Source organism: Pseudomonas sp. LLC-1, from assembly GCF_002992185.1.
GTDB lineage: Bacteria > Pseudomonadota > Gammaproteobacteria > Pseudomonadales > Pseudomonadaceae > Aquipseudomonas > Aquipseudomonas monteilii.
In genome coordinates this window covers 29815-56620 of record NZ_LUVY01000009.1, presented here as the reverse complement: position 1 = coordinate 56620, position 26806 = coordinate 29815, and the positions used below count along the sequence as shown (strand labels likewise).

General features: G+C 61.2%; 24 protein-coding genes. 17 read left to right on the top strand and 7 right to left on the bottom strand.

Annotation, left to right across the window (positions count from 1 at the left end; genetic code table 11):
- Positions 1–9: 9 nt before the first annotated feature.
- From xdhA to guaD, 4 genes are all read left to right on the top strand, one after another.
- Positions 10–1464, top strand: a complete 1455-nt coding sequence (xdhA, locus tag A0O30_RS08290; protein WP_019099545.1) for a xanthine dehydrogenase small subunit — start codon at positions 10–12, stop codon at positions 1462–1464.
- Entirely contained in the window at positions 1457–3856 is a 2400-nt protein-coding gene (gene xdhB, locus A0O30_RS08285; RefSeq protein WP_105946149.1) for a xanthine dehydrogenase molybdopterin binding subunit, read from the top strand. The genes xdhA and xdhB overlap by 8 nt, the downstream gene beginning before the upstream one ends.
- A 130-nt stretch (positions 3857–3986) precedes the next feature.
- On the top strand, positions 3987–4832 hold the full coding sequence (gene xdhC / locus A0O30_RS08280; RefSeq protein ID WP_105946148.1) for a xanthine dehydrogenase accessory protein XdhC: 846 nt from the start codon (positions 3987–3989) through the stop codon (positions 4830–4832).
- 10 nt (positions 4833–4842) lie between these two features.
- Complete coding sequence (gene guaD, locus A0O30_RS08275; protein WP_105946147.1) at positions 4843–6147, top strand: guanine deaminase; 1305 nt, start codon at positions 4843–4845, stop codon at positions 6145–6147.
- Here the strand turns inward: guaD and aqpZ are convergent.
- Positions 6144–6842 (bottom strand): aquaporin Z, encoded by a 699-nt coding sequence (gene aqpZ, locus A0O30_RS08270; RefSeq protein ID WP_016711724.1) that lies wholly within the window; start codon positions 6840–6842, stop codon positions 6144–6146. The genes guaD and aqpZ overlap by 4 nt on opposite strands.
- Before the next feature lie 240 nt (positions 6843–7082).
- Complete coding sequence (locus tag A0O30_RS08265; RefSeq protein WP_012273431.1) at positions 7083–7838, bottom strand: GntR family transcriptional regulator; 756 nt, start codon at positions 7836–7838, stop codon at positions 7083–7085.
- Positions 7839–8121: 283 nt separating this feature from the next.
- Between A0O30_RS08265 and A0O30_RS08260 the strand changes: the two genes are divergently transcribed.
- On the top strand, positions 8122–9471 hold the full coding sequence (locus A0O30_RS08260; protein ID WP_003254327.1) for an NCS2 family permease: 1350 nt from the start codon (positions 8122–8124) through the stop codon (positions 9469–9471).
- A gap of 58 nt (positions 9472–9529) precedes the next feature.
- Here A0O30_RS08260 and A0O30_RS28175 read toward each other — a convergent pair whose 3' ends face one another.
- Positions 9530–10246, bottom strand: a complete 717-nt coding sequence (locus A0O30_RS28175; RefSeq protein ID WP_371921618.1) for an RHS repeat-associated core domain-containing protein — start codon at positions 10244–10246, stop codon at positions 9530–9532.
- Between the two features lie 182 nt (positions 10247–10428).
- Positions 10429–10782 carry a hydroxyisourate hydrolase gene (uraH, locus tag A0O30_RS08250; protein WP_003259496.1) on the bottom strand — a complete coding sequence of 118 codons (354 nt, stop codon included), beginning with the start codon at positions 10780–10782 and terminating at the stop codon, positions 10429–10431.
- 399 nt (positions 10783–11181) lie between these two features.
- Here uraH and puuE point away from each other — a divergent pair, with 399 nt between their 5' ends.
- The 7 genes from puuE (at position 11182) to A0O30_RS08215 (ending at position 18168) form a co-directional block, all read left to right on the top strand.
- Complete coding sequence (puuE, locus tag A0O30_RS08245) at positions 11182–12108, top strand: allantoinase PuuE (RefSeq protein WP_105946145.1); 927 nt, start codon at positions 11182–11184, stop codon at positions 12106–12108.
- Positions 12108–12623 (top strand): 2-oxo-4-hydroxy-4-carboxy-5-ureidoimidazoline decarboxylase, encoded by a 516-nt coding sequence (gene uraD, locus A0O30_RS08240; RefSeq protein WP_105946144.1) that lies wholly within the window; start codon positions 12108–12110, stop codon positions 12621–12623. Before puuE ends, uraD begins: the two co-directional genes overlap by 1 nt.
- Before the next feature lie 49 nt (positions 12624–12672).
- A complete protein-coding gene (locus A0O30_RS08235) occupies positions 12673–13176 on the top strand; it encodes an ureidoglycolate lyase (RefSeq protein ID WP_012315446.1) in 504 nt (167 codons plus the stop codon).
- Positions 13177–13221: 45 nt separating this feature from the next.
- Entirely contained in the window at positions 13222–14541 is a 1320-nt protein-coding gene (locus A0O30_RS08230) for a urate hydroxylase PuuD (RefSeq protein WP_105946143.1), read from the top strand.
- A 210-nt stretch (positions 14542–14751) separates the two neighbouring features.
- The gene (locus tag A0O30_RS08225; protein ID WP_016711731.1) at positions 14752–16107 is read left to right on the top strand and encodes a nucleobase:cation symporter-2 family protein; all 1356 of its coding nucleotides are present in this window, start codon (positions 14752–14754) and stop codon (positions 16105–16107) included.
- Positions 16108–16247: 140 nt separating this feature from the next.
- Complete coding sequence (locus tag A0O30_RS08220; protein ID WP_105946181.1) at positions 16248–17033, top strand: outer membrane protein OmpK; 786 nt, start codon at positions 16248–16250, stop codon at positions 17031–17033.
- A gap of 352 nt (positions 17034–17385) precedes the next feature.
- On the top strand, positions 17386–18168 hold the full coding sequence (locus tag A0O30_RS08215) for an outer membrane protein OmpK (RefSeq protein WP_105946142.1): 783 nt from the start codon (positions 17386–17388) through the stop codon (positions 18166–18168).
- A gap of 78 nt (positions 18169–18246) precedes the next feature.
- Here the strand turns inward: A0O30_RS08215 and A0O30_RS08210 are convergent, their stop codons facing one another.
- The gene (locus A0O30_RS08210) at positions 18247–18561 is read right to left on the bottom strand and encodes a hypothetical protein (RefSeq protein ID WP_023381453.1); all 315 of its coding nucleotides are present in this window, start codon (positions 18559–18561) and stop codon (positions 18247–18249) included.
- Between the two features lie 153 nt (positions 18562–18714).
- On the opposite strand from A0O30_RS08210, the gene A0O30_RS08205 reads away from it, so the two are divergent.
- Positions 18715–20670, top strand: coding sequence for an LTA synthase family protein (locus A0O30_RS08205; protein ID WP_105946141.1), 1956 nt, complete (start codon positions 18715–18717; stop codon positions 20668–20670).
- Here A0O30_RS08205 and A0O30_RS08200 read toward each other — a convergent pair.
- Positions 20660–21568, bottom strand: coding sequence for a DUF808 domain-containing protein (locus A0O30_RS08200; protein ID WP_105946140.1), 909 nt, complete (start codon positions 21566–21568; stop codon positions 20660–20662). The genes A0O30_RS08205 and A0O30_RS08200 overlap by 11 nt on opposite strands.
- Positions 21569–21700: 132 nt before the next feature.
- Here A0O30_RS08200 and A0O30_RS08195 point away from each other — a divergent pair, with 132 nt between their 5' ends.
- Positions 21701–22312 (top strand): TetR/AcrR family transcriptional regulator, encoded by a 612-nt coding sequence (locus A0O30_RS08195; RefSeq protein ID WP_060499633.1) that lies wholly within the window; start codon positions 21701–21703, stop codon positions 22310–22312.
- A gap of 134 nt (positions 22313–22446) precedes the next feature.
- Here A0O30_RS08195 and A0O30_RS08190 read toward each other — a convergent pair whose 3' ends face one another.
- Positions 22447–22887, bottom strand: a complete 441-nt coding sequence (locus A0O30_RS08190; RefSeq protein ID WP_028699366.1) for a heme-binding protein — start codon at positions 22885–22887, stop codon at positions 22447–22449.
- A 257-nt stretch (positions 22888–23144) separates the two neighbouring features.
- Here A0O30_RS08190 and gcl point away from each other — a divergent pair, with 257 nt between their 5' ends.
- The 3 genes from gcl (at position 23145) to A0O30_RS08175 (ending at position 26802) form a co-directional block, all read left to right on the top strand.
- Positions 23145–24920 (top strand): glyoxylate carboligase, encoded by a 1776-nt coding sequence (gene gcl / locus A0O30_RS08185; protein ID WP_105946139.1) that lies wholly within the window; start codon positions 23145–23147, stop codon positions 24918–24920.
- A gap of 53 nt (positions 24921–24973) precedes the next feature.
- Complete coding sequence (gene hyi, locus A0O30_RS08180; protein ID WP_016711738.1) at positions 24974–25756, top strand: hydroxypyruvate isomerase; 783 nt, start codon at positions 24974–24976, stop codon at positions 25754–25756.
- Positions 25757–25908: 152 nt separating this feature from the next.
- Complete coding sequence (locus A0O30_RS08175) at positions 25909–26802, top strand: 2-hydroxy-3-oxopropionate reductase (protein ID WP_105946138.1); 894 nt, start codon at positions 25909–25911, stop codon at positions 26800–26802.
- Positions 26803–26806: the final 4 nt, after the last annotated feature.

Below are 26806 nucleotides of genomic sequence, written 5' to 3'. Positions count from 1 at the left end.
GCCATCCCCGTGATCCAGTTTCTCGTCAACCAGGAGTTGCGCAGCGAGCACGCCCTGGACCCGAACATGACGGTGCTGCAGTACCTGCGCGAGCACTTGGGCAAACCCGGCACCAAGGAGGGCTGCGCCAGTGGTGACTGCGGCGCCTGCACCGTGGTGGTCGGCGAACTGACCCAGGACGACCAGGGCAACGACAGCCTGCGTTATCGCAGCCTCAACTCGTGCCTGACGTTTGTCTCGTCGCTGCACGGCAAGCAACTGATCAGCGTTGAAGGCCTCAAGCATCAGGGCCAGTTGCACAGCGTGCAGCAAGCCATGGCCGATTGCCATGGTTCGCAATGCGGCTTCTGCACCCCCGGTTTCGTGATGTCGCTGTTCGCCCTGCAAAAGAACAGCAGCGGCCCCGACCTGCACCAGGCCCAGGAAGCCCTGGCCGGCAACCTGTGCCGCTGCACCGGCTATCGGCCGATTCTCGACGCTGCCGAGCAGAGCTGCCGTCAGCCCTGCCGCGACCAGTTCGATGCCCAGCAGGCGCAAACCATCAGCCGCCTCAAGGCCATTGCACCCACCCAGACCGGCGAACTGAACAGTGGCGACAAACGCTGCCTGGTGCCTCTGACCGTGGCCGATCTGGCCGACCTTTACAGCTCGCACCCCGAAGCCCGCCTGCTGGCCGGCGGTACCGACCTGGCGCTTGAAGTGACCCAGTTCCACAAGACACTGCCGGTGATGATCTACGTCGGCCACGTGGCCGAGCTCAAGCGCATCGAGAAAACAGCCAGCCACCTGGAAATCGGCGCTGCCACCCCGCTCACCGACTGCTACGGCGCGCTGAACGAGGAGTACCCGGACTTCGGTGCCCTGCTGCACCGGTTTGCCTCGCTGCAGATCCGCAACCAGGGCACCCTCGGAGGCAACATCGGCAACGCCTCGCCGATCGGCGACTCGCCACCCCTGTTGATCGCTCTGGACGCGCAGGTCGTGCTGCGCCAAGGCGAGCGTCAGCGGGTAATGCCACTGGAAGACTACTTCATCGATTACCGCATTACCGCCCGCCAGGACAGCGAGTTCATCGAGAAGATCATCGTGCCGCGTGCCACCCGCGACTGGGCGTTCCGCGCCTACAAGGTGTCCAAACGCCTGGACGATGACATCTCCGCCGTGTGCGGGGCGTTCAACCTGAGCATCGAAGACGGCGTGGTCAGCGGTGTGCGCATCGCCTTCGGCGGCATGGCGGCCATCCCCAAGCGCGCCCGTGCCTGCGAAGCGGCGCTGCGTGGCAAGCCGTGGGACCAGGCTGCCATCGAGCGCGCCTGCCAGGCCCTGGCCGAGGACTTCACCCCGCTCAGCGACTTCCGCGCCAGCAAGGAATACCGCCTGCTGACCGCACAGAACCTGCTGCGCAAGTACTTCATCGAACAGCAAACGCCGTACATCGAAACCCGGGTGACCGCTTATGTCTAACCATCACGTAGCCAAAAGCCAGGCCGAGATGGCCGAGCTGTTCAGCCAGAACCTGACCACCGGGGTTGGCCGCAGCGTCAAGCACGACAGCGCCGACAAGCATGTGTCCGGCGAGGCGCTGTACATCGACGACCGCCTGGAATTCCCCAACCAGTTGCACGTTTATGCACGCACCGCCGACCGTGCCCATGCGCGTATCCTGCGCATCGACACCACGCCGTGCTATGCCTTCGAAGGCGTGCGCATCGCCATCACCCACGAAGACATCCCCGGCCTGAAAGACATCGGCCCGGTGGTGGCTGGCGACCCGCTGCTGGCCATCGACAAGGTCGAGTTCTTCGGCCAGCCAGTGCTCGCCGTCGCAGCCCGCGACCTGGAAACCGCGCGCCGCGCAGCCATGGCCGCCATCGTCGAATATGAAGACCTGGAGCCGGTGCTGGACGTGGTCGATGCACTGCGCAAGAAGCACTTCGTGCTCGACAGCCACACCCACCAACGCGGCGATTCCGCTGCCGCGCTGGCCAGCGCCCCGCACCGCATTCAGGGCACCCTGCACATCGGTGGCCAGGAACACTTCTACCTGGAAACGCAGATTTCCTCGGTGATGCCCACCGAAGATGGCGGCATGATCGTCTACTGCTCCACGCAAAACCCCACCGAAGTGCAGAAGCTGGTGGCCGAAGTGCTCGACGTGCCGATGAACAAAGTGGTGCTGGACATGCGCCGCATGGGTGGCGGTTTTGGCGGCAAGGAAACCCAGGCTGCCAGCCCGGCGTGCCTGTGTGCGGTAGTGGCCCGCCTGACCGGCCAGCCCACCAAGATGCGCCTGCCGCGTGTCGAAGACATGACCATGACCGGCAAGCGCCACCCGTTCTATGTCGAATATGACGTGGGCTTTGACGACAACGGTCGCCTGCACGGCATCAACTTCGACCTGGCCGGCAACTGCGGCTATTCGCCCGACCTGTCCGGTTCGATCGTCGACCGCGCCATGTTCCACTCCGACAACGCCTACTACCTGGGCGATGCCACCGTGCATGGTCACCGCTGCAAAACCAACACTGCCTCCAACACCGCCTACCGCGGCTTCGGCGGCCCGCAGGGCATGGTTGCCATCGAACAGGTGATGGACCACATCGCCCGTCACCTGGGCCGCGACCCGCTGGCGGTGCGCAAGGCCAACTACTACGGCAAAACCGAGCGCAACGTCACCCACTACTACCAGACCGTCGAGCACAACATGCTCGATGAGATGACCGCCGACCTGGAAGCCAGCAGCGACTACGCCGAGCGCCGCGAGTCGATCCGCCGCTTCAACGCCAACAGCCCAGTGTTGAAGAAAGGTCTGGCACTGACGCCAGTCAAGTTCGGCATCTCGTTCACCGCAACCTTCCTCAACCAGGCCGGGGCGCTGATCCACATTTATACCGACGGCAGCATTCACCTGAACCACGGTGGCACCGAGATGGGCCAAGGCCTGAATACCAAGGTGGCGCAGGTAGTCGCCGAGATTTTCCAGGTCGATTTCAGCCGCATCCAGATCACCGCCACCAACACCGACAAGGTGCCCAACACCTCGCCGACCGCAGCCTCCAGTGGCGCCGACCTGAACGGCAAGGCGGCGCAGAACGCTGCCGAAATCCTCAAGAAGCGCCTGACCGAGTTCGCGGCGCGGCATTACAACGTGACCGAGGAAGACGTCGAGTTCCGCAATGGCCATGTGCGTGTACGCGACCAGATCGTCAGCTTCGAGCAGCTTGTGCAACAGGCTTACTTTGCCCAGGTGTCGCTGTCCAGCACCGGTTTCTACCGCACGCCGAAGATCTTCTACGACCGCAGCCAGGCGCGCGGCCGGCCGTTCTACTACTTCGCTTTCGGCGCCGCCTGCGTGGAAGTGATCGTCGATACCCTGACCGGCGAATACAAGATGCTGCGCGCCGACATCCTGCACGACGTGGGCGATTCGCTGAACCCGGCCATCGACATCGGCCAGGTGGAAGGCGGCTTCATCCAGGGCATGGGCTGGCTGACCACCGAAGAACTGGTGTGGAATGCCAAGGGCAAGCTGATGACCAATGGCCCGGCCAGCTACAAGATCCCGGCGGTGGCCGACATGCCGCTGGACCTGCGGGTGAAGCTGGTGGAAAACCGCAAGAACCCGGAAGACACCGTGTTCCATTCCAAGGCCGTGGGCGAGCCGCCGTTCATGCTCGGCATCGCCGCCTGGTGTGCGATCAAGGATGCCGTGGCGAGCCTTGCCGATTACCGGGTACAGCCGAACATTGACGCGCCGGCGACACCGGAGCGGGTGTTGTGGGGGTGTGAGCAGATGCGAAAGGCGGTGGCTCAGCAACAGACTGCCGAACAAGAACTGGAAACCGTCACCCACTGACAGCGAGGAACCTTGTGGGAGCGGGCGCGCCCGCGAAGAAGGCAACACCGTGAATGGCACCGGCTCTGCCGGTGTTCGCGGGCACGCCCACTCCCACAGAGTCTGCGGCGCAACATAGAGAGGTTGCATCATGCACCAATGGATCAACGCCCTCGCCGACCACCAATCCCGTGGCGAAGCCTGCGTACTGGTGACCATCATCGAAGAACGCGGCTCCACCCCGCGTAACGCCGGCTCGAAAATGGTCGTCAGCGCCAATGGCCTGTTCGACACCATCGGTGGCGGCCACCTGGAATACAAGGCCCTGCACATCGCCCGGCAGATGCTCGAAGAACAGCGCACCACCCCACACCTGGAGCGCTTCAGCCTCGGCGCCAGCCTGGGCCAGTGCTGCGGCGGCGCTACCGTGCTGTTGTTCGAGCCCATGGCCGCCGTGCAAGCGCACATCGCCGTGTTCGGCGCGGGCCATGTCGGCCGTGCTCTGGTACCCTTGCTCGCCGCGCTGCCCTGCCGGGTGCGCTGGATCGACTCGCGCGAGCAGGAATTCCCTGAACTCATCCCCAACGGGGTGACCAAGGTCGTCAGTGAAGAACCGGTAGACGAAGTCGCAGACCTGCCGCCAGGCTGCTACTGCATCGTCATGACCCACAACCACCAGCTCGACCTGGAACTGACCGCCGCCATTCTCAAGCGCAACGACTTCACCTGGTTCGGCCTGATCGGCTCGAAGACCAAGCGGGTCAAGTTCGAGCATCGCCTGCGCGAACGCGGCTACGACGATGCCGTGCTGGCACGCATGCGCTGCCCGATGGGCCTGCCCGATGTGAAGGGCAAGCTGCCCATCGAGATTGCCGTGTCCATCGCCGGTGAAATCATCGCCACCTACAACGCCTGCTTCGGCCAGCACGATGCTGCCGCCAATGCCGGCCCCATTGCCCAGTTGCTGCCGCCCTCCCGGCGCAGCCAAGCCATTTGACGAGTGTGTTATGACCGTTACCCGCAAAGCCTACCGTGCCGCCATCCTGCACAGCATCGCCGACCCGGCCGAGGTGGGCCTGGAGGCGTCCCATGAGTACTTCGAGGACGGCCTGCTGGTGGTCGACGATGGCCGCATCAGCGCCGTTGGCCACGCCAGCGAGCTGCTGCCGACCCTGGATGCCGGCATCCCGGTTGAACACTACCAGGACGCACTGATTACCCCAGGCTTCATCGATACCCACATCCACTTCCCGCAAACCGGCATGATCGGCTCCTACGGCGAGCAGCTGCTGGACTGGCTGAACACCTACACCTTCCCGTGCGAAAAGCAGTTCGCCGACAAGGACCACGCCGACCAGGTGGCGAAGATTTTCCTCAAGGAACTGCTGCGAAACGGCACCACCACCGCGCTGGTGTTCGGCAGCGTGCACCCGGAATCGGTCAATGCCTTGTTCGAAGAAGCCGAGCGCCTGGACCTGCGCCTGATCGCCGGCAAGGTGATGATGGACCGCAACGCCCCGGACTACCTGACCGACACCGCCGAGTCCGGCTACACCGAAAGCAAGGCACTGATCGAGCGTTGGCACGGCAAGGGCCGCCTGCACTACGCGGTCACCCCTCGCTTTGCCCCGACCAGTACACCGGAGCAATTGACCCTGGCTGGGCAACTGCTGAAGGAACACCCAGGCGTATACATGCACACGCACCTGTCGGAAAACCTCAAGGAAATCGATTGGGTGAAGTCGCTGTTCCCCGAGCAGAAGGGTTACCTGGACGTGTACGACCACTTCGAGCTGCTGGGCGAGCGCTCGGTGTTTGCCCACGGCGTGCACCTGTGCGACGACGAATGCCAGCGCCTGGCCGAAACCGGCTCGGCCGTGGCCTTCTGCCCCACCTCCAACCTGTTCCTGGGCAGCGGCCTGTTCAACCTGCCGCAAGCAGAGCGCTTCAAGGTCAACGTGGGCCTGGGTACCGACGTGGGGGCTGGCACCAGCTTCTCGCTGCTCAACACCCTGAACGAAGCGTACAAGGTGATGCAGCTGCAAGGCGCGCGCCTGCACCCTTACAAGTCACTGTACCTGGCCACCCTTGGCGGCGCCCGTGCGCTGCGCCTGGACGACCGCATCGGCAGCCTGCGCCCGGGCAACGATGCCGACTTCGTGGTGCTGGACTACAAGGCCACGCCGCTGCTGGACTACCGCATTCAGCAGTCCAACAGCATCGAAGAGACCCTGTTCGTGCTTACTACCCTGGGCGACGACCGCACCGTGCGTGAAACGTACGCGGCCGGGCGTTGTGTGCACCAGCGCTAAGGCTCTTTCGCCAGGCCCCGGTACAGCGCGCCGCCGATTGCAGCCCCGATCAGCGGCGCCACCCAGAACAGCCACAGCTGTTGCAGGGCCCAACCGCCGACGAACAAGGCCGGCCCCGTGCTACGCGCGGGGTTGACCGAGGTGTTCGTCACGGGAATGGAAATCAGGTGGATCAGGGTGAGGGCCAGGCCGATGGCAATCGGTGCGAACCCTGCCGGTGCCCGGGAGTCGGTCGCCCCCATGATCACCACCAGGAACATGGCGGTCATCACCACTTCACTGATAAAGCCCGCCCCCAGCGTGTAGCCGCCAGGCGAATGGTCGGCGTAGCCGTTCGAAGCCAGCCCCGAAGACAGTTCGAAACCAGCCTTGCCGCTGGCGATGAGATAGATCACACCTGCAGCCAGGATGGCGCCGATCACTTGTGCGATGACGTAGGGCAGCAGCTCTTTGGCCGGGAAACGCCCACCCACAACCAACCCGAACGAGACGGCAGGGTTGAGGTGACAGCCGGAGATATGACCGATGGCGAAGGCCATGGTCAGCACAGTAAGGCCGAAGGCGAAAGCAACACCGAGAACGCCGATACCGACAGGGGAACTGGCTGCGAGTACCGCACTGCCACAGCCGCCGAGGACCAGCCAGAAGGTGCCGACCAGTTCGGCCCCCATCCGTTTACCGAGGGACATGCTCATGAATCCATTCCTCAAGAAGTTGAACGCAACAAATGCGCAAGCCCAACTGCTTGATGAAGGTTTGCTCACAAGAATTTAGCAGACCTTTGGCTGATGGCCACTAATAGAACGTTATACGGTCCCTGTAGGAGCGGCTTTAGCCGCGAAGAATCCGACGCGGTGGATGGCACCGGCATAGCCGGTGTTCGCGACTAAAGTCGCTCCTACAGGGATTGCCTGCGCCTGAATCCAGGCAAACGATCAACCCTTGGCAGAAACCTTGGGCTTTTTCAGCAGGTGCGAGAACACTGCATGCAGATCGTCCGAGGCACTTTCCTCGTCCAGGTTCAGCTTGCTGTCGATGTGGTCCATGTGGTGCATCATCAGGCTCACGGCCTGTTCGGCATCGCGCGCCTCGATGGCATCGATCAGTTGCATGTGCTCGTCATACGAGCAGTGCGAGCGGTTGCCGCTTTCGTACTGGGCGATGATCAGCGACGTCTGCGACACCAGGCTGCGCTGGAAGCTTACCAGCGGCGCATTGCCCGCCGCCTCGGCCAGCTTCAGGTGGAACTCGCCGGAAAGACGAATACCGGCACCACGATCACCACGCGAGAAACTGTCGCGCTCTTCACGCACCATCTGCCGCAGCTCGTTGAGCTGGTCCAGGGTGGCGTGCTGCACGGCCAGTTCGGTAATGGCCCGCTCCACCATGCGCCGCGAGAAGAACACCTGGCGCGCTTCTTCCACCGTCGGGCTGGCCACCACCGCACCGCGGTTTGGCCGCAACAGCACCACGCTTTCGTGGGCCAGGCGCGACAGCGCGCGGCGGATGATGGTGCGGCTGACGCCAAAGATTTCGCCCAGCGCTTCCTCGCTCAACTTGGTGCCCGGCGCCAGGCGCTGTTCGAGGATGGCCTCGAAAATGTGCGCATAGACGATGTCGTCCTGGGTACCGCTGCGGCCGGCCTTGCCGACACGTGCAGGTTTTTTCAGAGGTTGCAGCTGTTCGTTCATGGGCTCTCGAGGCACGAAGAGAAAGTATGGCGCCATTGTACACAGGCTGAGGCGATTCCGCAGGGGGCGTTTTACCTATATAGCCGTTGTACGACGCATTGCGCACACAAAAGATAAAACATTATTTGCATTCTTTGTACACAAAAGCATAATCCACCGAGCGACTTCTTGACCCATGAGTCAACAAAACGGTCAGACGTCTGCCTTCCCTCGCGGAGCCGCCAAGTGCATTGCGCAGGACAATGGCTCCATAACAACAAGAAAGACTTGAGGAGTACTCGCTGTGGAAAGCCGCAAATCCGAAGCCCCTACGCTGGATCTCGCCCCACCGCTCGAAACGAGCTGGCTGGAGCGGATTTTCAAACTCAAGCAACACGGCAGCACCGTAAAAACCGAAATGATCGCCGGGGTGACCACCTTCATCACCATGGCCTACATCATCTTCGTCAACCCCAACATCATGGCTGACGCCGGCATCGACCATGGTGCCGCCTTCGTCGCCACCTGCATCGCCGCTGCGCTGGGCTGCCTGCTGATGGGCCTGTACGCCAACTGGCCGGTGGGCCTGGCGCCGGGCATGGGGCTTAACGCGTTCTTTACCTACACCGTGGTCGGCACCATGGGCTACAACTGGGAAACGGCGCTGGGGGCGGTATTCGTCTCGGGCGTGCTGTTCATGTTCCTGACCTTGTCGAAAGTGCGCGAATGGCTGCTGAACAGCATCCCGGTCAGCCTGCGCCATGCCATGGGGGCCGGCGTCGGATTGTTTCTCGGGCTGATCGGCCTGAAGACGGCAGGCATCATCGTCGACAGCCCCGCCACGCTGATCAAGCTGGGTTCGCTGCATGAACCTGGGCCGCTGCTGGCGGCCGTGTGCTTCCTGCTGATTGCCATCCTCAGCTACAAGCGGGTGTTTGGCGCGATCCTGATCAGCATTATTGGCGTCACCCTGGCGGGTTGGGGCCTGGGCCTGGTCAAGTTCGGCGGGGTGATGTCGATGCCGCCGAGCCTGGCACCGACCTGGATGGCCATGGACGTGGCGGGCGTGTTCAACGTCAGCATGATCAGCGTGGTGCTGGCGTTCCTGTTCGTGCACATGTTCGACACCGCCGGCACGCTGATGGGCGTGGCGCAGCGGGCCAACCTGGTAGCGCCGGATGGGCGCATCGAGAACCTGTCCAAAGCGTTGAAGGCAGACAGTGCTTCGAGCGTGTTTGGTGCCGTGGTGGGTGTGCCGCCAGTGACTAGCTATGTGGAGAGTGCTGCGGGCGTCGCGGCGGGTGGCCGCACTGGCCTGACCGCCGTGGTGGTCGGCCTGCTGTTCATTGCCGCAATGTTCTTCGCGCCGCTGGCCGGGATGATCCCAGCCTACGCCACTGCCGGCGCACTGATCTACGTGGCGATGCTGATGATGGGCAGCATGGCGCATATCCACTGGGACGAGGCTACCGACAGCATTCCAGCGATTGTCACGGTCATCATGATGCCGCTGACCTTCTCGGTAGCCGATGGTATTGCCCTGGGCTTCATCAGCTATGTGGCGCTGAAGGCAGGTACCGGCAAGTACAAGGAAATCTCCGCCAGCCTGTGGGTACTGTGCGCGATCTTCATTGCCAAGTTTGTATTTCTCTGACCCTACACTTCAATAGAGGGCGCTTCGGCGCCCTCCTTGTTTTTGGATCAGGGCATTATTACTTTTTCTTCAACGTATAGGGCGCCGGGCGGAGTTTTACTGACGTCGCATTTTCTGGAGCAGTCTCACGCACGATAACAACATCAAATGCCGCCTCCTTAAGCAGCACCCTATTTCGGTCATCTGTTGTATAGCCCACATAGGGAACCAAGCTGACATCCTTGCGCATTAACACCTCAAATATTGCTCCGTCAGGGCCATTCTCTTGAGCATACGGCTCGGCTTCCCGCCTGTCGGCTGCAAAATAAAATCCCGCCCCTTGCAATTGCCTACCCTCCTTCGAATGCCCTGGCTGTATACCATTTTCTACAAAAGATTTTAAATTCGAAGCTTTCGTACCATGCCAGCCAAGCTTCTTGTTAAACAGACCAATCGGAACGTTGTTCGCTATCACCCCTTTAACTTTAGACGGCACTAACCTACTCGGAGCTTTACTAGCTGCCATTTTCACTAAACTCATAAGGAAATGGCCGCTTGGATCAAGGAAATTCACAGGATCCCCTTGACAGTAGGCATATGCATTAAAACCACCCTCGGCGAATGGGCTCAAACTATCCGGACAATTAAAGCGCATCAAAACGTGATTGTACCCACGATAACCATTACCCAAATTAGAATGCCCAGTGACCGGATCCAGGTATTCACCACTGAAGCCCAGAGTGTCATGACTGGGCAGACGGTAGCCATAAGGCGAATATGCATTTTTTGAAGTCATCATGCCAGACGCTCCAGTGCGGATTGGCATTTGATCATTTCAGACACATCCAGAAGAGACAACTGACAAAAATATCAGTAACCGGGTTGATGTCAGCTCAACGTGTAAAAACAGCAGACGAAAAAAAGCCCGCCAGTGTGAGAGCGGGCCAAAGGACCTACGAAGATTCTTCTAGCGACCAACTAGCTTCCACGATAGGTCGAATAGCTGTACGGCGAGATCAGCAGCGGCACGTGGTAGTGCTCCTGCTGCTCGTCGATGCCAAAACGCAGCACCACAACATCCAGAAACGCCTGGGCCGGCAGTTGCACGCCACGGGCGCGGTAGTAATCGCCAGCGCTGAACTGCAACTGGTACACACCAGTGCGGTAGTCGTCACCCTGCAGCAACGGCGCATCGACGCGGCCATCGCTGTTGGTCAGGGCAGTGTTCACCAGCTCCAGCTGCTGGCCTTCGACACGGTACAGCTCGACCTTGATCGAGCTGCCCGGGCAGCCATGCGCGGCATCCAGTACGTGTGTGGTCAAACGTCCCATTGCGTGTCGCCTCTTGTTCAATCTGTGGGCAAGAAATACTCAGCCTATGCACCCAAACAGGGCCTGCGGTAGGCGGGAATGACGCCATTAAGACATTCCATCGCAAAATTGTACACAATTTTTTGTACCCATCCGTCGCACCCGACGTTTCCTGCCTATAAACGACCCATCGGTCGCAAATACAGGCACTGTAACGACCCCAATGTCATTAGCTGACCAATCAGGCAGGTTTCTTGCACTGTATTTCCAGGTCGCTGCGAAGCGACAAAAGGGAAGAAATGCGGAAAAACAGGCTTACAAAAGATTTCAGAAGTTGTATACAATCAGCCCATCCGGTGGTGCGACATCCCGACGCGGCCCGCCCACCCCCCGCACAAACGCACAAGAAGGAAGACTGCAGTGAGCGCTGACTACCCTCGCGACCTGATCGGTTACGGCAACAACCCTCCTCACCCGCAATGGCCGGGCAACGCTCGCATCGCGCTGTCTTTCGTCCTCAACTACGAAGAAGGCGGCGAACGCAACATCCTGCACGGTGACAAGGAGTCCGAAGCCTTCCTGTCCGAAATGGTAGCCGCCCAGCCACTGCAGGGCGCGCGCAACATGAGCATGGAGTCGCTGTACGAATACGGCAGCCGTGCCGGCGTGTGGCGCCTGCTGAAGCTGTTCAAGGACAGCGGCGTCCCGCTCACCATCTTCGCCGTGGCCATGGCCGCCCAGCGCCACCCCGACGTGATCCGCGCCATGGCCGAGGCTGGCCACGAAATCTGCAGCCACGGCTACCGCTGGATCGACTACCAGAACATGGACGAGGCCCAGGAGCGCGAGCACATGCTCGAAGCCATCCGCATCCTCACCGAACTCACCGGCGAACGCCCGCTGGGCTGGTACACCGGCCGCACCGGCCCGAACACCCGTCGCCTGGTGATGGAGGAAGGTGGCTTCCTGTATGACAGCGACACCTACGACGACGACCTGCCCTACTGGGAGCCGAACAACCCTACCGGCAAGCCGCACCTGGTGATCCCCTACACCCTGGACACCAACGACATGCGCTTCACCCAGGTACAGGGCTTCAACTGCGGCGAGCAGTTCTTCCAGTACCTGAAAGACGCCTTCGATGTGCTGTACGCCGAAGGCGCCGAAGCACCGAAGATGCTGTCCATCGGCCTGCACTGCCGCCTGGTCGGCCGCCCGGCGCGCCTGGCCGCCCTGAAGCGCTTCGTCGATTACGCAAAAAGCCATGACCAGGTCTGGTTCGCCCGTCGCGTGGACATCGCCCGCCACTGGCACACCACCCACCCGTACAAGAAAGAGAACGCCTGATGACCGCCTTCAACACCCTCAAGCCATCCGCCCTCGGCCGTGACGCCTTCGTCAGCGCCTTCGCCGACATCTACGAGCATTCGCCGTGGGTGGCCGAAAAGGCCTATGACCTGGGCCAACTGGGCGAGCTGGACGAAATCGAAGCCCTGCACCAGCGCATGAGCGACATTCTGCTCAGCGCCAACCACGCCGACCAGCTGGCACTGATCAACGCTCACCCGGACCTGGCCGGCAAGGCCGCCATCCAGGGCGAGCTGACCGAATCGAGCACCAACGAACAGGCCGGTGCCGGCATTCACCAATGCACCGCCGAAGAGTTCGCCCGCTTCACCGAGCTGAACGACGCCTACAAGGCCAAGTTCCAGTTCCCGTTCATCATGGCGGTGAAGGGCAGCAACCGGCACCAGATCCTCGCCTCCTTCGAGAAGCGCATCCACAACGATGCCGATGCCGAGTTCAAGGAAGCCCTGGCGCAGATCAACCTGATCGCCCTGTTCCGCCTGCTGCAGCTGTAAGCAACAGCCGAACCTTTTTCAGTACAACGAATAGATAAGAGAGACCCGCATGCGCACCCTGATGATCGAGCCCCTGACCAAAGAAGCCTTCGCCCCCTTCGGTGACGTGATCGAAACCGACGGCAGCGACCACTTCATGATCAACAACGGCTCGACCATGCGCTTTCACAAGCTCGCCACGGTCGAAACCGCCGAGCCTGAAGACAAGGCGATCATCAGCATCTTCCGCGCCGACGCGCTGGACATGCCGCTGACCGTACGCATGCTGGAACGCCATCCGCTGGGCAGCCAGGCTTTCATTCCGCTGCTCGGCAACCCCTTTCTGATCGTGGTCGCGCCCGTTGGCGATGCACCTGTATCAGGCTTGGTCCGGGCCTTCCGCAGTAATGGCAGGCAGGGCGTTAATTACCATCGCGGCGTCTGGCACCACCCGGTGCTGACGATCGAAAAGCGGGATGACTTCCTGGTGGTTGATCGCAGCGGTTCTGGCAACAACTGCGATGAGCATTACTTCACCGAGGAACAGATGCTGATCCTCAATCCCCACCAATAAGAAAAGGTCGGTCATCGTTCACGGTGATCGGCAGAGGTACATACTGTGGAAGCACACCTTCACGAATGGCTGAACCTGAGCATTCGCTGGGTTCACATGATCACCGGTGTCGCCTGGATCGGTGCATCGTTCTACTTCGTCTGGCTGGAGAACCACCTGAACCGAAGCAACCCGCGCGATGGGTTGTCGGGTGATCTCTGGGCGATTCACGGCGGTGGTATCTACCACCTGGAGAAATACAAGCTCGCACCCCCGAAAATGCCCGAGAACCTGCACTGGTTCAAATGGGAAGCCTACTTCACCTGGATGTCCGGTATCGCCCTGCTGTGCGTGGTGTTCTACTGGAACCCGACCCTGTACCTGCTGGCCCCTGGCAGCACCCTGAGCGGTGCCGAAGGCGTGGCCATCGGGATCGGTTCGCTGGTAGCCGGCTGGTTCATCTACGACTTCCTGTGCGATTCGCCACTGGGTAAAAAACCTGCCCTGCTCGGTGCCGTACTGTTCGTCCTGATCATTGCCGCCTGCTTCGGCTTCAGCCTGGTGTTCAGTGGCCGTGGCGCCTACCTGCACACCGGCGCGATCATCGGCACCATCATGGTGGGTAACGTGTTCCGCATCATCATGCCGGCCCAGCGCCAGCTGGTGGCGGCGATCGAGAACAACCAGACGCCCGACCCGGTACTGCCGGCCAAAGGCCTGCTGCGTTCGCGTCACAACAACTACTTCACCCTGCCGGTGCTGTTCATCATGATCAGCAACCACTTCCCGAGCACCTACGGTAGCCAGTACAACTGGCTGATCCTGGCCGGCATTGCAGTAGCCGCGGTTCTGATCCGCCACTACTTCAACACCCGCCACGACAGCAACAAGTACGCCTGGACCCTGCCGGTCGGCGCCCTGGCAATGATCTGCCTGGCCTACGTCACCGGCCCTAAGCCGATGGCTGTTTCGCCTGAGCAAGCCGCAGCGAAAGTGGAGTACCAGCCACTGCCGGCTACTGCCGTAGGTGGCAAGACCGCCGCCGAACTGCGTGCCGAAGAAGCAGCCAAGCCTGCCGAAGCACCGGCTGAAGCACCTGCCCAGGCGACTGCCCAGGCTGGCGGCGACAACTTCGACAAGATCCACAACGTCATCCAGGAACGCTGCACCGTGTGCCACTCGTCCAAGCCGACCAGCCCACTGTTCAGCGCCGCCCCTGCCGGCGTGATGTTCGACACCCCGCAGCAGATCCAGGCCCAGGCCGCGCGCATTCAGGCGCAAGCGGTCGCCAGCCAGATCATGCCGCTGGGCAACATCACCCAGATGACCACCGAAGAGCGCAAGCTCGTCGGCGACTGGATCGCCAAAGGTGCCCCGGTCAACTGAAACACCGCAATCGGGTCAACACAGCTCCCCTGTAGGAGCGGGTTTACCCGCGAAGAGGCCGGCAACCCCGGCCTCTGTTTCAAGCCATACGCAACAAGCAAGCATCGAGCGTTCAGCCTAAAGCGGGAACCCCAGCCTCTCTTCACCGAGGGCCTGCCGCTTGAAGCCGACGCTTGGATCCGAGAATAAAAACAAAACTCGAGGTGCTGCATGTCCGAGTCACGCAAGGCGTACATCCCCATTGCGCCGCCGCGCGAGCCCTTGCCCCTGTTCCAACTGATCCTGGTTGGCCTGCAACACGTTCTGCTGATGTACGGTGGCGCCATCGCCGTGCCGCTGATCATCGGCCAGGCCGCCGGGTTGTCCCGTGAAGAAGTCGCTTTCCTGATCAACGCCGACCTGCTGGTCGCAGGCGTCGCCACCATCATCCAGTCGTTCGGTATCGGCCCGGTGGGCATCCGCATGCCGGTGATGATGGGGGCCAGCTTCGCTGCCGTCGGCAGCATGGTGGCCATGGCCGGCATGCCCGGTGTGGGCCTGCAGGGGATCTTCGGCGCGACCATCGCCGCCGGGTTCTTCGGCATGCTGATCGCGCCGTTCATGTCCAAGGTCGTGCGTTTCTTCCCGCCGCTGGTCACCGGTACGGTGATTACCTCGATTGGCCTGTCGCTGTTCCCGGTGGCAGTCAACTGGGCCGGTGGCGGCCATGAAGCAGAAACCTTCGGCTCGCCGATCTACCTGCTGGTAGCGGGCCTGGTGCTGGCGGTCATCCTGCTGATCAACCGCTTCATGCGCGGGTTCTGGGTCAACGTGTCGGTACTGGTGGGCATGGGCCTTGGCTACATCCTGGCCGGTTCCATCGGCATGGTCGACCTGTCGGGCCTGAAAGACGCACCGTGGTTGCAAGTGGTCACCCCACTGCACTTCGGCATGCCGACCTTCAGCCTGGCGCCGATCCTGTCCATGTGCCTGGTGGTGGTGATCATCTTCGTCGAGTCCACGGGCATGTTCCTGGCCCTGGGCAAGGTGACCGATCGCGAAGTCACCCCAGGGATGCTGCGGCGCGGCCTGCTGTGCGATGCCGGTGCATCGTTCATCGCCGGCTTCTTCAACACCTTCACCCACTCCTCGTTCGCCCAGAACATCGGCCTGGTGCAGATGACCGGGGTGCGCTGCCGCTTTGTCACCATCGTGGCCGGTGCACTGCTGATTGTGCTCAGCCTGCTGCCGAAGGCGGCCTTCCTGATTGCCTCGATCCCGCCTGCGGTACTGGGCGGCGCGTCCATTGCCATGTTCGGCATGGTGACCGCCACCGGGATCAAGATTCTTCAGGAAGCGGACATCGGCGACCGCCGCAACCAGCTGCTGGTGGCGGTGAGCGTCGGCTTCGGGCTGATCCCCGTGGTGCGCCCGGAGTTCTTCGCCCAGATGCCACAGTGGATGGAACCCATCACCCACAGTGGTATCGCCATGGCCACGGTCAGTGCCCTGGTGTTGAACGTACTGTTCAACATCCTCGGTGGCGCCGAACGCGCGGTGCACAACGACGCTTGTCACCAGCATTGAGCCAGACGGGGCGGCGCATGGCCGCCCCGCATTCACATAAGCAGTAAACGCAACACCGTCGGCCCGCCGGAATGGGCCGCCCGGGGCGCCTGCGCGCCAAAAAAACCGCCAACAAAAACAATAAGTCCGGGAATCACAACATGAAGCGCATCACCACGTCCCTGTTGCTGGGCAGCAGCCTGCTGGCCACCCTCCCCTCGCATGCCGGCGAATGGCTGCAATGGCATGGCGAAAGCCTGACCTACCTGTACGGCAAGGACTTCAAGGTCAACCCTGATATCCAGCAGACCATCACCTTCGAGCACGCCAACAAATGGAAGTACGGCGACACCTTCATGTTCGTCGACAAAATCTTCTACAACGGCAAGGCCGACGCCAGCAAAGGCGTCACCACCTACTACGGCGAGTTCAGCCCACGCCTGTCATTCGGCAAGATCTTTGACAAGAAGCTGGCCTTCGGCCCGATCAAGGACGTACTGCTGGCCATGACCTACGAGCGCGGCGAAGGCGACAACGAGGCCTACCTGATCGGCCCAGGCTTCGACCTCGACATCCCCGGCTTCAACTACTTCACCCTGAATTTCTACGTGCGCAACACCGAGGGCAGCCGCCCCGGTGACAACGTCTGGCAGATTACCCCCGGCTGGTCCTACACCATCCCCGTAGGCAGGTCCGACATTCTGATCGACGGCTACATGGACTGGGTCACCGACAACGACCAGACCCGCCGTGGCACTTACCACGCCAACCTGCACTTCAACCCGCAGGTGAAGTACGACCTGGGCAAAGCGCTGAACCTGGGCGCCAAGCAGCTGTACGTGGGCTTTGAGTACAGCTACTGGAAGGACAAGTACGGCATCGACAGCCGCGGCAATCTGGACAGCAACCAGAGTGTCGCCAGTGCGCTGATCAAAGTGCACTTCTAGAAAACTGACCAAACGCACAAGTTTGTACCACCCCGCTCCAGGACGGAGCACTTGAGGCCCGGCGCGCAAGCCAGTAATCTGCGCGCCCCCTCGATCAGGGCAGAACGGATTCTGCCTGCGTTTACTGACCGCTCAGTCAATGAATACGGGCGGTTGGCCAACGTGTTGCCAGCCTGAAAGACCCTTTTCATCCGTTCAGAACGAAGTCGAGCAGGAAGGTTTTGCCAACCCGGAAAAGTTGGCCCAACCCTTGCCAAACAGCTGTGGCCTATCGAAAAAAGCTGACTCAAAAGACAAAAAAGCGCCAACAACGAGCGCTGACAACAGATCAATCAAGGGAGCGACACTTTCAATGCGTACCATCAACAGCCTGATCCTCGCCGGCGGCCTGCTGGCCTGTGGCACCACCTTCGGCGGCGACCTGCTGCAATGGCAGAACAACAGCCTGACCTACCTGTGGGGCAAGAACTTCAAGGTCAACCCCGAGACCCAGCAAACCTTCACCTTCGAGCATGCCGATGCGTGGAAGTACGGCGACAACTTCTTCTTCATCGACAAGATTTTCTACCAGGGCAAGAAGGACGCCAGCAACGGCCCCAACACCTACTACGGCGAGTTCAGCCCACGCCTGTCGTTCGGCAAGATCTTCGACCAGAAGCTGGAGTTCGGCCCGGTCAAGGACGTGCTGCTGGCCATGACCTACGAGTTTGGCGAGGGTGACACCGAGTCGTACCTGATCGGCCCGGGCTTCGACCTGGCCATCCCGGGCTTCGACTACTTCCAGCTGAACTTCTACAACCGCACCACCGACGGCAGCCGCGCCGGCGACAACGTATGGCAGATTACTCCGGTGTGGTCGTACACCATCCCGGTCGGCGATTCCGACGTGCTGATCGACGGCTTCATGGACTGGGTGGTGGACAACGACGAGAACCGTCGCGGCACCTACCAGGCCAACCTGCACTTCAACCCGCAGATCAAGTACGACCTGGGCAAGGCATTGCACCTGGGTGAGAAGCAGTTGTACGTGGGTGTGGAGTACGACTACTGGAAGAACAAGTACGGCATCAAGGACAGCGATGCGTTCACCACGGACCAGAACACCATGAGTTTCCTGGTGAAAGTGCACTTCTGATGCGCTGAAACGTGACAGCGCGTTGCATTAACAACGCGCTGTCATGTGCAATAGGCTGCGCAGCATGTAAGTAATTTCCTACAACTTATTCAGATCAATCCTATTCGCATTTAAAGTTGCCTTGAAAGTCAGGGCAAGCAGGCAAGGCAACAACCCACCAAACAGCAACAGCCCCGCTTCTACCTGCCAGTGTTCTATCACTCGAAAGATGTCCAGCACCAGCATGATGCTGCTGATTGTCAATGCCAGGCCGAACATGGCACAGCACTTGTACAACGCCTCGACGCCCGCCCCGCGCAGCAGCAGCCACAGGCCCAACGCCCCCCAGGCCATGACCGTACCCAGGTAGAGCGCCAGGTGGTACACATCGTAAGTTAATACTTTACCAAACATGGTTTTCCCCTCCTGAGCTGTAGGAAAAAGCAAAGTACTGACTATAGGCCCAGGCTTTCCACTTTAACACCGCAAATTTTTGACAAAATTTTTGCACTTTGCCCTTTAGCATGCTTGGATTCTCGCATTCAAAAAAGAAAACAGGCCTACTTAATGCGCACGTCCCTCGCCGCCCCGTGGCGGTATCTTCTGTTAGTTTGTTCACTGTGGTTCGGCATCTTCCTGCTGACCCGCCTGGTATTACTGGTCACCCATCTGGATGAAGTACATGGCGACTACGTCTCATTGTTCTTCAGTGGTGCCCTGTACGACCTGAGCTTCCTCACCTACGCCGCCCTGCCGCTGGGGCTGTACCTGGCCGTGTGCCCGGCAGGCTTATGGCGCACGCGCTTGCATCGCCGGCTGATGGGCGGCGTACTGGTCGTCAGCCTGTTCGTGATGCTGTTCGTCGCGGTGGCCGAGTGGCTGTTCTGGGGCGAGTTCGGGGTACGCTTCAACTTTATCGCGGTCGATTACCTGGTGTATTCCAAGGAAGTGCTGGACAACATCCGCGAATCGTACCCACTGCCCACCCTGCTGGGCAGCATCGCTGTGGTCGCCGTGTTGCTTGCAGTGGTCTTGCGCAAGCCCCTCGGCCAGGCGCTCGCAGCCCCCGGTGCCAATCTGCGCCAACGCCTGGGCGGCATTGCGCTGTTGGCTGTACTGGGTGGGCTGAGCGGTTTGCTGGTCGACCAGCAATTCCCCCGCGGCCAGGGTGGTAACGCCTACCAACGCGAACTGGCCAGCAACGGCCCGTACCAGTTCTTTGCCGCATTCCGTAACAACGAACTGGACTACAGCCAGTTCTACGCCACCCTCGATGCCAGTGAAGCCGGCGCGCAGATGCACCAGGAGCTGGCTGAGCCCAATGCCCGGTTCCAGGCCAGCGAGCCCGAGGATATCCGCCGCCATATCAACGCCAGCGGCGAGCCACGCACGCCCAACATCATCCTGGTCACCATCGAAAGCTTCAGCGCCAAGTACATGGGCAGCAACGGCGACCCGCGTAACCTCACGCCCAACCTGGACGCCCTGCGCCGCGAAAGCCTGTACTTCAACAATTTTTACGCCACCGGCACCCGCACCGACCGTGGCCTGGAGGCCATCACCCTGTCGATTCCGCCAACACCGGGCCGCTCCATCGTCAAACGCATCGGCCGCGAAAGCGGCTACGGCAGCCTCGGCCAGCAACTGGCCGCTGTCGGCTATGACCCCGTGTTCGTCTATGGCGGGCGCGGTTACTTCGACAACATGAACGCCTTCTTCAGCGGCAACGGCTACCGCATCGTCGACCAGAGCAGCGTGGACGAAAGCGAAATCGGCTTCAAGAACGCCTGGGGCATGGCCGATGAAGACCTGTACAAGCAGGCCCTGAAACTGGCCGATGCCGACCATGCCAAGCAGCAGCCATTCCTGCTGCAACTGATGACCACCTCCAACCACCGCCCATACACCTATCCGGACGGCCGCATCGACATCCCCTCGGGTGAAGGCCGTGAAGGTGCGGTGAAGTACACCGACCATACCATCGCCCAGTTCCTGCGCGAAGCGAAGCGCAAACCGTGGTTCGACAATACCTTGTTTGTCTTCGTGGCCGACCACACTGCGGGCAGTGCCGGTGTGGAAGACCTGCCGGTGAACAACTACCAGATCCCGCTGTGGATCTACGCCCCTAAGCTGATCGCCCCGCGCGAAGACGCGCAGCTGGCCAGCCAGATCGACCTTGCACCGACCTTGCTTGGCCTGCTGAACCTGAGCTACACCTCGACCTTCTTCGGCCGCGACCTGCTGCGTGAAGACACCCTGCCGCCGCGGGTACTGATCGGCAACTATCAGCACCTGGGCCTGTTCGACGGTAAGGACCTGGCGATCCTCAGCCCGCGCGGCGGCATGCGTGTGCATCAGGATGCATTGGGCAACAGCCGGGAATTGAGCGTGGGTAGCGATAACCCGCTGGTACGCCGGGCCATCGCCTACTACCAGAGTGCGGCCAACGATTTCAGCAAAGGCCTACTCGCCTGGAAACCGGCAGCCAGCGATGAGGAAAAAGGCGTGGCGGTCAGCCCCTGACGGCACGCCAAACCTTAGAGACCGCGCTGACCACCGCGAGCACCACGGCACCGGCCACCACCCCGGCCACGCCGTTGAGCAGCGCACCGGTCAACGCACCACCACGCCCTTCGCTGAACGCCTCGATGGCATGATGCAAGGGCGCGATGCCATGCACCAGAATGCCGCCACCCACCAGAAACATCGCCGCCGTACCGATCACCGACAGGCTCTTCATCATGTACGGCGCTGTCTGCAGGATGCCGTTACCCAACACCTGAGCCAGACGCGAAGCCTTCTGGGTCATCCACAACCCCAGGTCATCCAGCTTGACGATACCCGCCACCAACCCGTAAACGCCGATGGTCATGACAATGGCAATGCCCGACAGCACGATGATCTGCTGGGTCAGCGGCGCATCGGCCACGGTGCCCAGGGTGATGGCGATGATCTCCGCCGAGAGAATGAAGTCGGTGCGCACCGCGCCCTTGATCTTGGTTTTCTCGAACGCCACGAGGTCGACATTGGCATCGGCCACCGCCTCCTTACGGGCTTCGTGCTCAGCCTCATCCTCTTCTTTGCTGTGCAAGAACTTGTGTGCCAGCTTCTCGAAACCCTCGAAGCACAGGTAGGCACCGCCCACCATCAGCAGCGGCGTCACCGCCCAAGGGATGAACGCGCTGATCAACAGCGCCGCCGGCACCAGGATGGCCTTGTTCACCATCGACCCTTTGGCCACCGCCCACACCACCGGGATTTCGCGTTCGGCACGCACACCGGTGACCTGCTGGGCATTCAGCGCCAGGTCGTCGCCCAGCACGCCTGCGGTCTTTTTCGCTGCCACTTTGGTCATCACCGAGACGTCATCGAGCACCGTGGCGATGTCGTCGATCAGTACCAGTAGACTGCTTCCTGCCATGTTTGCCTGTATCCAGATGTGTATGTGCCATCGATTCTAGCCCAAAGCCGCTGCCTTGAGCCCCCGTCGAGCCCGGTGCTACCATGCCCGATCCCTCTTAGAGGTGGCCAGACACGAGGAAGATCCCTGACCATGAGCACCATTCGCGAGCGCAACAAGGAACTGATCCTGCGCGCGGCCAGCGAGGAATTCGCCGACAAGGGCTTCGCCGCCACCAAGACCAGCGATATCGCGGCCAAGGCCGGCCTGCCCAAGCCGAACGTGTATTACTACTTCAAGTCCAAGGACAACCTCTACCGCGAGGTCCTGGAAAGCATCATCGCGCCAATCATGCAGGCGTCGACGCCGTTCAATGCCGACGGCGATCCGAAGGAAGTGCTCAGTTCATACATTCGTTCGAAGATCCGCATTTCGCGTGACCTGCCGCACGCCTCCAAGGTGTTCGCCAGCGAGATCATGCACGGTGCCCCGCACCTGTCGCCGAACCAGGTTGAGCAGCTGAACGAGCAGGCCCGGCACAACATCGAGTGCATCCAGCGCTGGATCGACCGCGGGCAGATCGCCCATGTGGATGCGCACCACCTGATGTTCAGCATCTGGGCGGCGACACAGACGTATGCGGATTTCGATTGGCAGATTTCTGCGGTGACCGGCAAGGCCAAGCTGGCCGACAGCGATTACGACGCGGCGGCCGAGACCATTATTCGCATGGTGCTCAAGGGCTGTGAGCCTGAGGTGGCCTGATAGGGCCAGTGGGGCTGCTATGCAGCCCATCGCCGGCAAGCCAGCTCCCACAAGGTCTCCACAGCTCTTGAGCACTGTGAAAAACCTGTGGGAGCTGGCTTGCCGGCGATTGGGCCAGAACAGGCAATAGAGATTTAGGCAGCTACACCCGCATCTGCCCGCAACCCCACTTCCTCAATCGCACTGATCGCACACTGCTCGTCAATGTCCGACGTATCCCCGCTGATCCCGACAGCACCCAGCACCTTGCCAGCCTGATCACGAATCAGCACCCCACCCGGTGCCGGCACCACCGGCCGTTCGCCCATCCCGTTCAGCGCCGCAAAAAACGCCGGCCGCTGCTGTGCATCCAGCGCCAGCAAACGCGACCCCTTACCCAGCGCAATCGCGCCCCAGGCCTTGCCCGTGGCCACCTCAGGGCGGATCAGGCTAGCGCCATCCTCACGCTGCAGCGCCAGCAAGTGCCCGCCGGCATCCAGCACCGCCACGGTCAACGGCGCCGCGTTGATCTTGCGGCCCGCTGCCAGTGCGGCATTCACCAGGCTGACAGCAACGTTCAGGTTCAAAGCGTTCATGAAAAGGTCCTCTTCTTGTTGTGAGAAGCCCTGAGGGCAGTTGAAAACCGATAGAGCAAATAGAACACAACGAGATGTATTTTTGTATACAATATTTTGAAACGATCGTATGCGATGGCGCAAATCGCCGTTTTCACGGGCGCTCTGGCGAAAGCCAGCTTAGCCGATGAAAACCCATTGACCTGAGGCGCCAGCCGTGAATACACTCTGTCGCAACGCAAGTTGTATACAATTACAAAATCGATGAGGCACAAACCATGAGCAAAATGAGAGCAATCGATGCAGCCGTTCTGGTCATGCGCCGTGAAGGTGTAGATACCGCGTTCGGCATCCCGGGGGCTGCCATCAACCCGTTGTACTCGGCCCTGAAGAAAGTCGGTGGCATCGATCACGTCCTCGCTCGTCACGTCGAAGGTGCCTCGCACATGGCCGAGGGCTACACCCGTGCCAACCCGGGCAACATCGGCGTGTGCATCGGCACTTCCGGCCCGGCCGGCACCGACATGGTCACCGGCCTGTACAGTGCCTCGGCCGACTCCATTCCGATTCTCTGCATTACCGGCCAGGCCCCGCGTGCACGCCTGCACAAGGAAGACTTCCAGGCCGTCGACATCACCAGCATTGTCAAGCCGGTGACCAAGTGGGCAACTACCGTTCTGGAACCAGGCCAGGTGCCTTACGCCTTCCAGAAGGCCTTCTACGAAATGCGCACTGGCCGCCCAGGCCCAGTGCTGATCGACCTGCCGTTCGACGTGCAGATGGCCGAAATCGAATTCGACATCGACGCCTACGAACCGCTGGCCATCAACAAGCCGTCCGCCACCCGCGTTCAGGCCGAAAAAGCCCTGGCCCTGCTCAATGACGCCGAGCGCCCACTGCTGGTGGCCGGTGGCGGCATCATCAACGCCGACGCCAGCGACAAGCTGGTCGAGTTCGCCGAACTGACCGGCGTGCCGGTCATCCCGACCCTGATGGGCTGGGGCACCATCCCGGACGACCACGCACAAATGGTCGGCATGGTCGGCCTGCAGACTTCGCACCGCTACGGCAACGCCACCCTGCTCAAATCCGACCTGGTGTTCGGTATCGGTAACCGCTGGGCCAACCGTCACACCGGCTCGGTCGACGTCTACACCGAAGGCCGCAAGTTCGTGCACGTGGACATCGAACCGACCCAGATCGGCCGTGTGTTCACGCCGGACCTGGGTATCGTTTCCGACGCCGGCAAGGCGCTGGACGTGTTCCTGGAAGTGGCCCGCGAGTGGAAAGCCGCCGGCAAACTGCAGTGCCGCAAGGCCTGGCTGGCAGACTGCCAGGAGCGCAAAGCGACCCTGCAGCGCAAGACCCACTTCGACAACGTGCCGGTCAAGCCGCAGCGCGTATACGAAGAAATGAACCAGGTGTTCGGCAAGGACACCACCTACGTCAGCACCATCGGCCTGTCGCAGATTGCCGGCGCGCAGTTCCTGCATGTGTACAAGCCACGCCACTGGATCAACTGCGGCCAGGCCGGCCCGCTGGGCTGGACCATCCCTGCCGCCCTCGGCGTGGTCAAGGCCGACCCGAAACGCAAAGTCGTTGCGCTGTCGGGTGACTACGACTTCCAGTTCATGATCGAAGAGCTGGCCGTGGGCGCGCAGTTCAACCTGCCGTACGTACACGTACTGGTGAACAACGCCTACCTGGGCCTGATCCGTCAGGCGCAGCGTGGCTTCGACATGGATTACTGTGTACAACTGGCGTTCGAGAACATCAACTCCACCGACGCTGCCACCTACGGTGTCGACCACGTCGCCGTGGTCGAAGGCCTGGGTTGCAAGGCCATTCGTGTGTTCGAGCCGGCAGAAATCGCCCCTGCCCTGATCAAGGCACAGAAAATGGCCGAAGAGTTCCGCGTGCCGGTGGTGGTCGAAGTGATTCTCGAGCGTGTAACCAACATTTCCATGGGCACCGAGATCAACGCGGTCAACGAGTTCGAAGACCTGGCCCTGGTCGGCAACGACGCGCCAACCGCCATCTCGCTGCTGGACTGATCGCCTGACGCCCCCAGGCCTACCTGGGGGCCTTCAACGCAAGGAGACAACCCATGCCTCGCTTCGCTGCCAACCTGTCCATGCTGTTCACCGAACAGGACTTCCTGGCCCGCTTCAAGGCTGCCGCCGACGCTGGTTTCAGCGGTGTCGAATACCTGTTCCCGTACGACTTCAGTGCTGCCGAAATCAAACAGCAGCTGGAGGCCAACGGCCTGACCCAGGTGCTGTTCAACCTGCCTGCCGGTGACTGGGCCAAAGGTGAGCGTGGCATCACCTGCCACCCCGACCGCATTGAAGAATTCCGTGCCGGTGTCGACAAGGCCATCGAGTACGCCAAGGTGCTGGGCAACACCCAGGTCAACGCCCTGGCCGGCATCCGCCCGCAAGGCCCGGACTGCGCCACCGTGCGCAAGACCTTCGTGGAAAACCTGCGCTACGCCGCCGACAAGCTCAAAGCCGCCGGTATTCGCCTGGTCATGGAAATGATCAACACCCGCGACATCCCGGGTTTCTACCTGAACACCACTCAACAGGCGCTGGAAATCCAGGCCGAGGTGGGCAGCGACAACCTGTTCCTGCAGTACGACATCTATCACATGCAGATCATGGAAGGTGACCTGGCGCGCACCCTGGAAGCCAACCTGCCACTGATCAACCACGTCCAGCTGGCCGACAACCCCGGCCGTCACGAGCCAGGTACCGGCGAGATCAACTATCGCTTCCTGTTCGAGCACCTGGACCGCATTGGCTACCAGGGCTGGGTGGGCGCGGAATACAAGCCCAAGACCACCACCGAAGCAGGCCTGGGCTGGCTGAAAACGCACAACGCAATCTAAGAAACAACTCGGAACCCTGTGGGAGCGGGCTCGCCCGCGAACACCGGCGAAGCCGGTGCCATCCACCGAGTTGTCTGCTTCGCGGGCAAGCCCGCTCCCACAGGGGGCCAAGGCTTGCTTGAGATATCACAAATACAAAGAGGCACATTGTCATGGCTAAAATCGGTTTCATCGGCACCGGCATCATGGGCAAGCCCATGGCCCAGAACCTGCAGAAAGCAGGTCACAGCCTGTTCGTTTCCACCCATCACGACGCCGCGCCAGCCGAGCTGATCGCCGCCGGTGCAGTGGCCCTGGCCAACCCGAAGGAAGTGGCCCAGGAAGCCGAATTCATCATCGTCATGGTCCCGGACACCCCGCAGGTCGAAAGCGTCCTGTTCGGTGAAAACGGCGTGGCCGAAGGTGTGGGCCCGAACAAGGTGGTGATCGACATGAGCTCGATCTCCCCTACCGCCACCAAAGCCTTCGCCGAAAAAATCAAGGCTACCGGCGCCGCCTACCTGGACGCTCCGGTATCCGGCGGTGAAGTCGGTGCCAAAGCCGCGACCCTGAGCATCATGGTCGGTGGCTGCCCGAAAGCCTTCGAGCGCGCCCTGCCGCTGTTCGAGGCCATGGGCAAGAACATCACCCGCGTCGGTGGCAACGGCGACGGCCAGACTGCCAAGGTGGCCAACCAGATCATCGTTGCCCTGAACATCCAGGCTGTTGCCGAGGCCCTGCTGTTCGCTGCCAAAAACGGCGCCGACCCGGCCAAGGTGCGTGAAGCCCTGATGGGCGGCTTCGCTTCGTCGAAAATCCTTGAAGTGCATGCCGAGCGCATGATCAAAGGCACCTTCGACCCGGGCTTCCGCATCAACCTGCACCAGAAAGACCTGAACCTGGCCCTGCAAGGCGCCAAGGAACTGGGCATCAACCTGCCCAACACCTCCAATGCCCAGCAAGTGTTCAACACCTGCCAGGCCCTGGGCGGCGGCAACTGGGACCACTCGGCGCTGATCAAAGGCCTGGAGCACATGGCCAACTTCTCGATCCGCGACGAGAAATAAGCAA

Excerpts from the sequence above, each read along its gene's own strand:
- A0O30_RS08175 (WP_105946138.1), top strand. The coding sequence starts at position 25,909 with ATGGCTAAAATCGGTTTCATCGGCACCGGCATCATGGGCAAGCCCATG.
- uraH (WP_003259496.1), bottom strand. The coding sequence starts at position 10,782 with ATGGGACGTTTGACCACACACGTACTGGATGCCGCGCATGGCTGCCCG.
- A0O30_RS08205 (WP_105946141.1), top strand. The coding sequence starts at position 18,715 with ATGCGCACGTCCCTCGCCGCCCCGTGGCGGTATCTTCTGTTAGTTTGT.
- A0O30_RS08190 (WP_028699366.1), bottom strand. The coding sequence starts at position 22,887 with ATGAACGCTTTGAACCTGAACGTTGCTGTCAGCCTGGTGAATGCCGCA.
- A0O30_RS08215 (WP_105946142.1), top strand. The coding sequence starts at position 17,386 with ATGCGTACCATCAACAGCCTGATCCTCGCCGGCGGCCTGCTGGCCTGT.
- aqpZ (WP_016711724.1), bottom strand. The coding sequence starts at position 6,842 with ATGAGCATGTCCCTCGGTAAACGGATGGGGGCCGAACTGGTCGGCACC.
- gcl (WP_105946139.1), top strand. The coding sequence starts at position 23,145 with ATGAGCAAAATGAGAGCAATCGATGCAGCCGTTCTGGTCATGCGCCGT.
- A0O30_RS08200 (WP_105946140.1), bottom strand. The coding sequence starts at position 21,568 with ATGGCAGGAAGCAGTCTACTGGTACTGATCGACGACATCGCCACGGTG.
- hyi (WP_016711738.1), top strand. The coding sequence starts at position 24,974 with ATGCCTCGCTTCGCTGCCAACCTGTCCATGCTGTTCACCGAACAGGAC.
- A0O30_RS08265 (WP_012273431.1), bottom strand. The coding sequence starts at position 7,838 with ATGAACGAACAGCTGCAACCTCTGAAAAAACCTGCACGTGTCGGCAAG.
- A0O30_RS08195 (WP_060499633.1), top strand. The coding sequence starts at position 21,701 with ATGAGCACCATTCGCGAGCGCAACAAGGAACTGATCCTGCGCGCGGCC.
- A0O30_RS08220 (WP_105946181.1), top strand. The coding sequence starts at position 16,248 with ATGAAGCGCATCACCACGTCCCTGTTGCTGGGCAGCAGCCTGCTGGCC.
- A0O30_RS08225 (WP_016711731.1), top strand. The coding sequence starts at position 14,752 with ATGTCCGAGTCACGCAAGGCGTACATCCCCATTGCGCCGCCGCGCGAG.
- guaD (WP_105946147.1), top strand. The coding sequence starts at position 4,843 with ATGACCGTTACCCGCAAAGCCTACCGTGCCGCCATCCTGCACAGCATC.
- uraD (WP_105946144.1), top strand. The coding sequence starts at position 12,108 with ATGACCGCCTTCAACACCCTCAAGCCATCCGCCCTCGGCCGTGACGCC.
- A0O30_RS08235 (WP_012315446.1), top strand. The coding sequence starts at position 12,673 with ATGCGCACCCTGATGATCGAGCCCCTGACCAAAGAAGCCTTCGCCCCC.
- A0O30_RS28175 (WP_371921618.1), bottom strand. The coding sequence starts at position 10,246 with ATGACTTCAAAAAATGCATATTCGCCTTATGGCTACCGTCTGCCCAGT.
- xdhC (WP_105946148.1), top strand. The coding sequence starts at position 3,987 with ATGCACCAATGGATCAACGCCCTCGCCGACCACCAATCCCGTGGCGAA.
- xdhB (WP_105946149.1), top strand. The coding sequence starts at position 1,457 with ATGTCTAACCATCACGTAGCCAAAAGCCAGGCCGAGATGGCCGAGCTG.
- A0O30_RS08210 (WP_023381453.1), bottom strand. The coding sequence starts at position 18,561 with ATGTTTGGTAAAGTATTAACTTACGATGTGTACCACCTGGCGCTCTAC.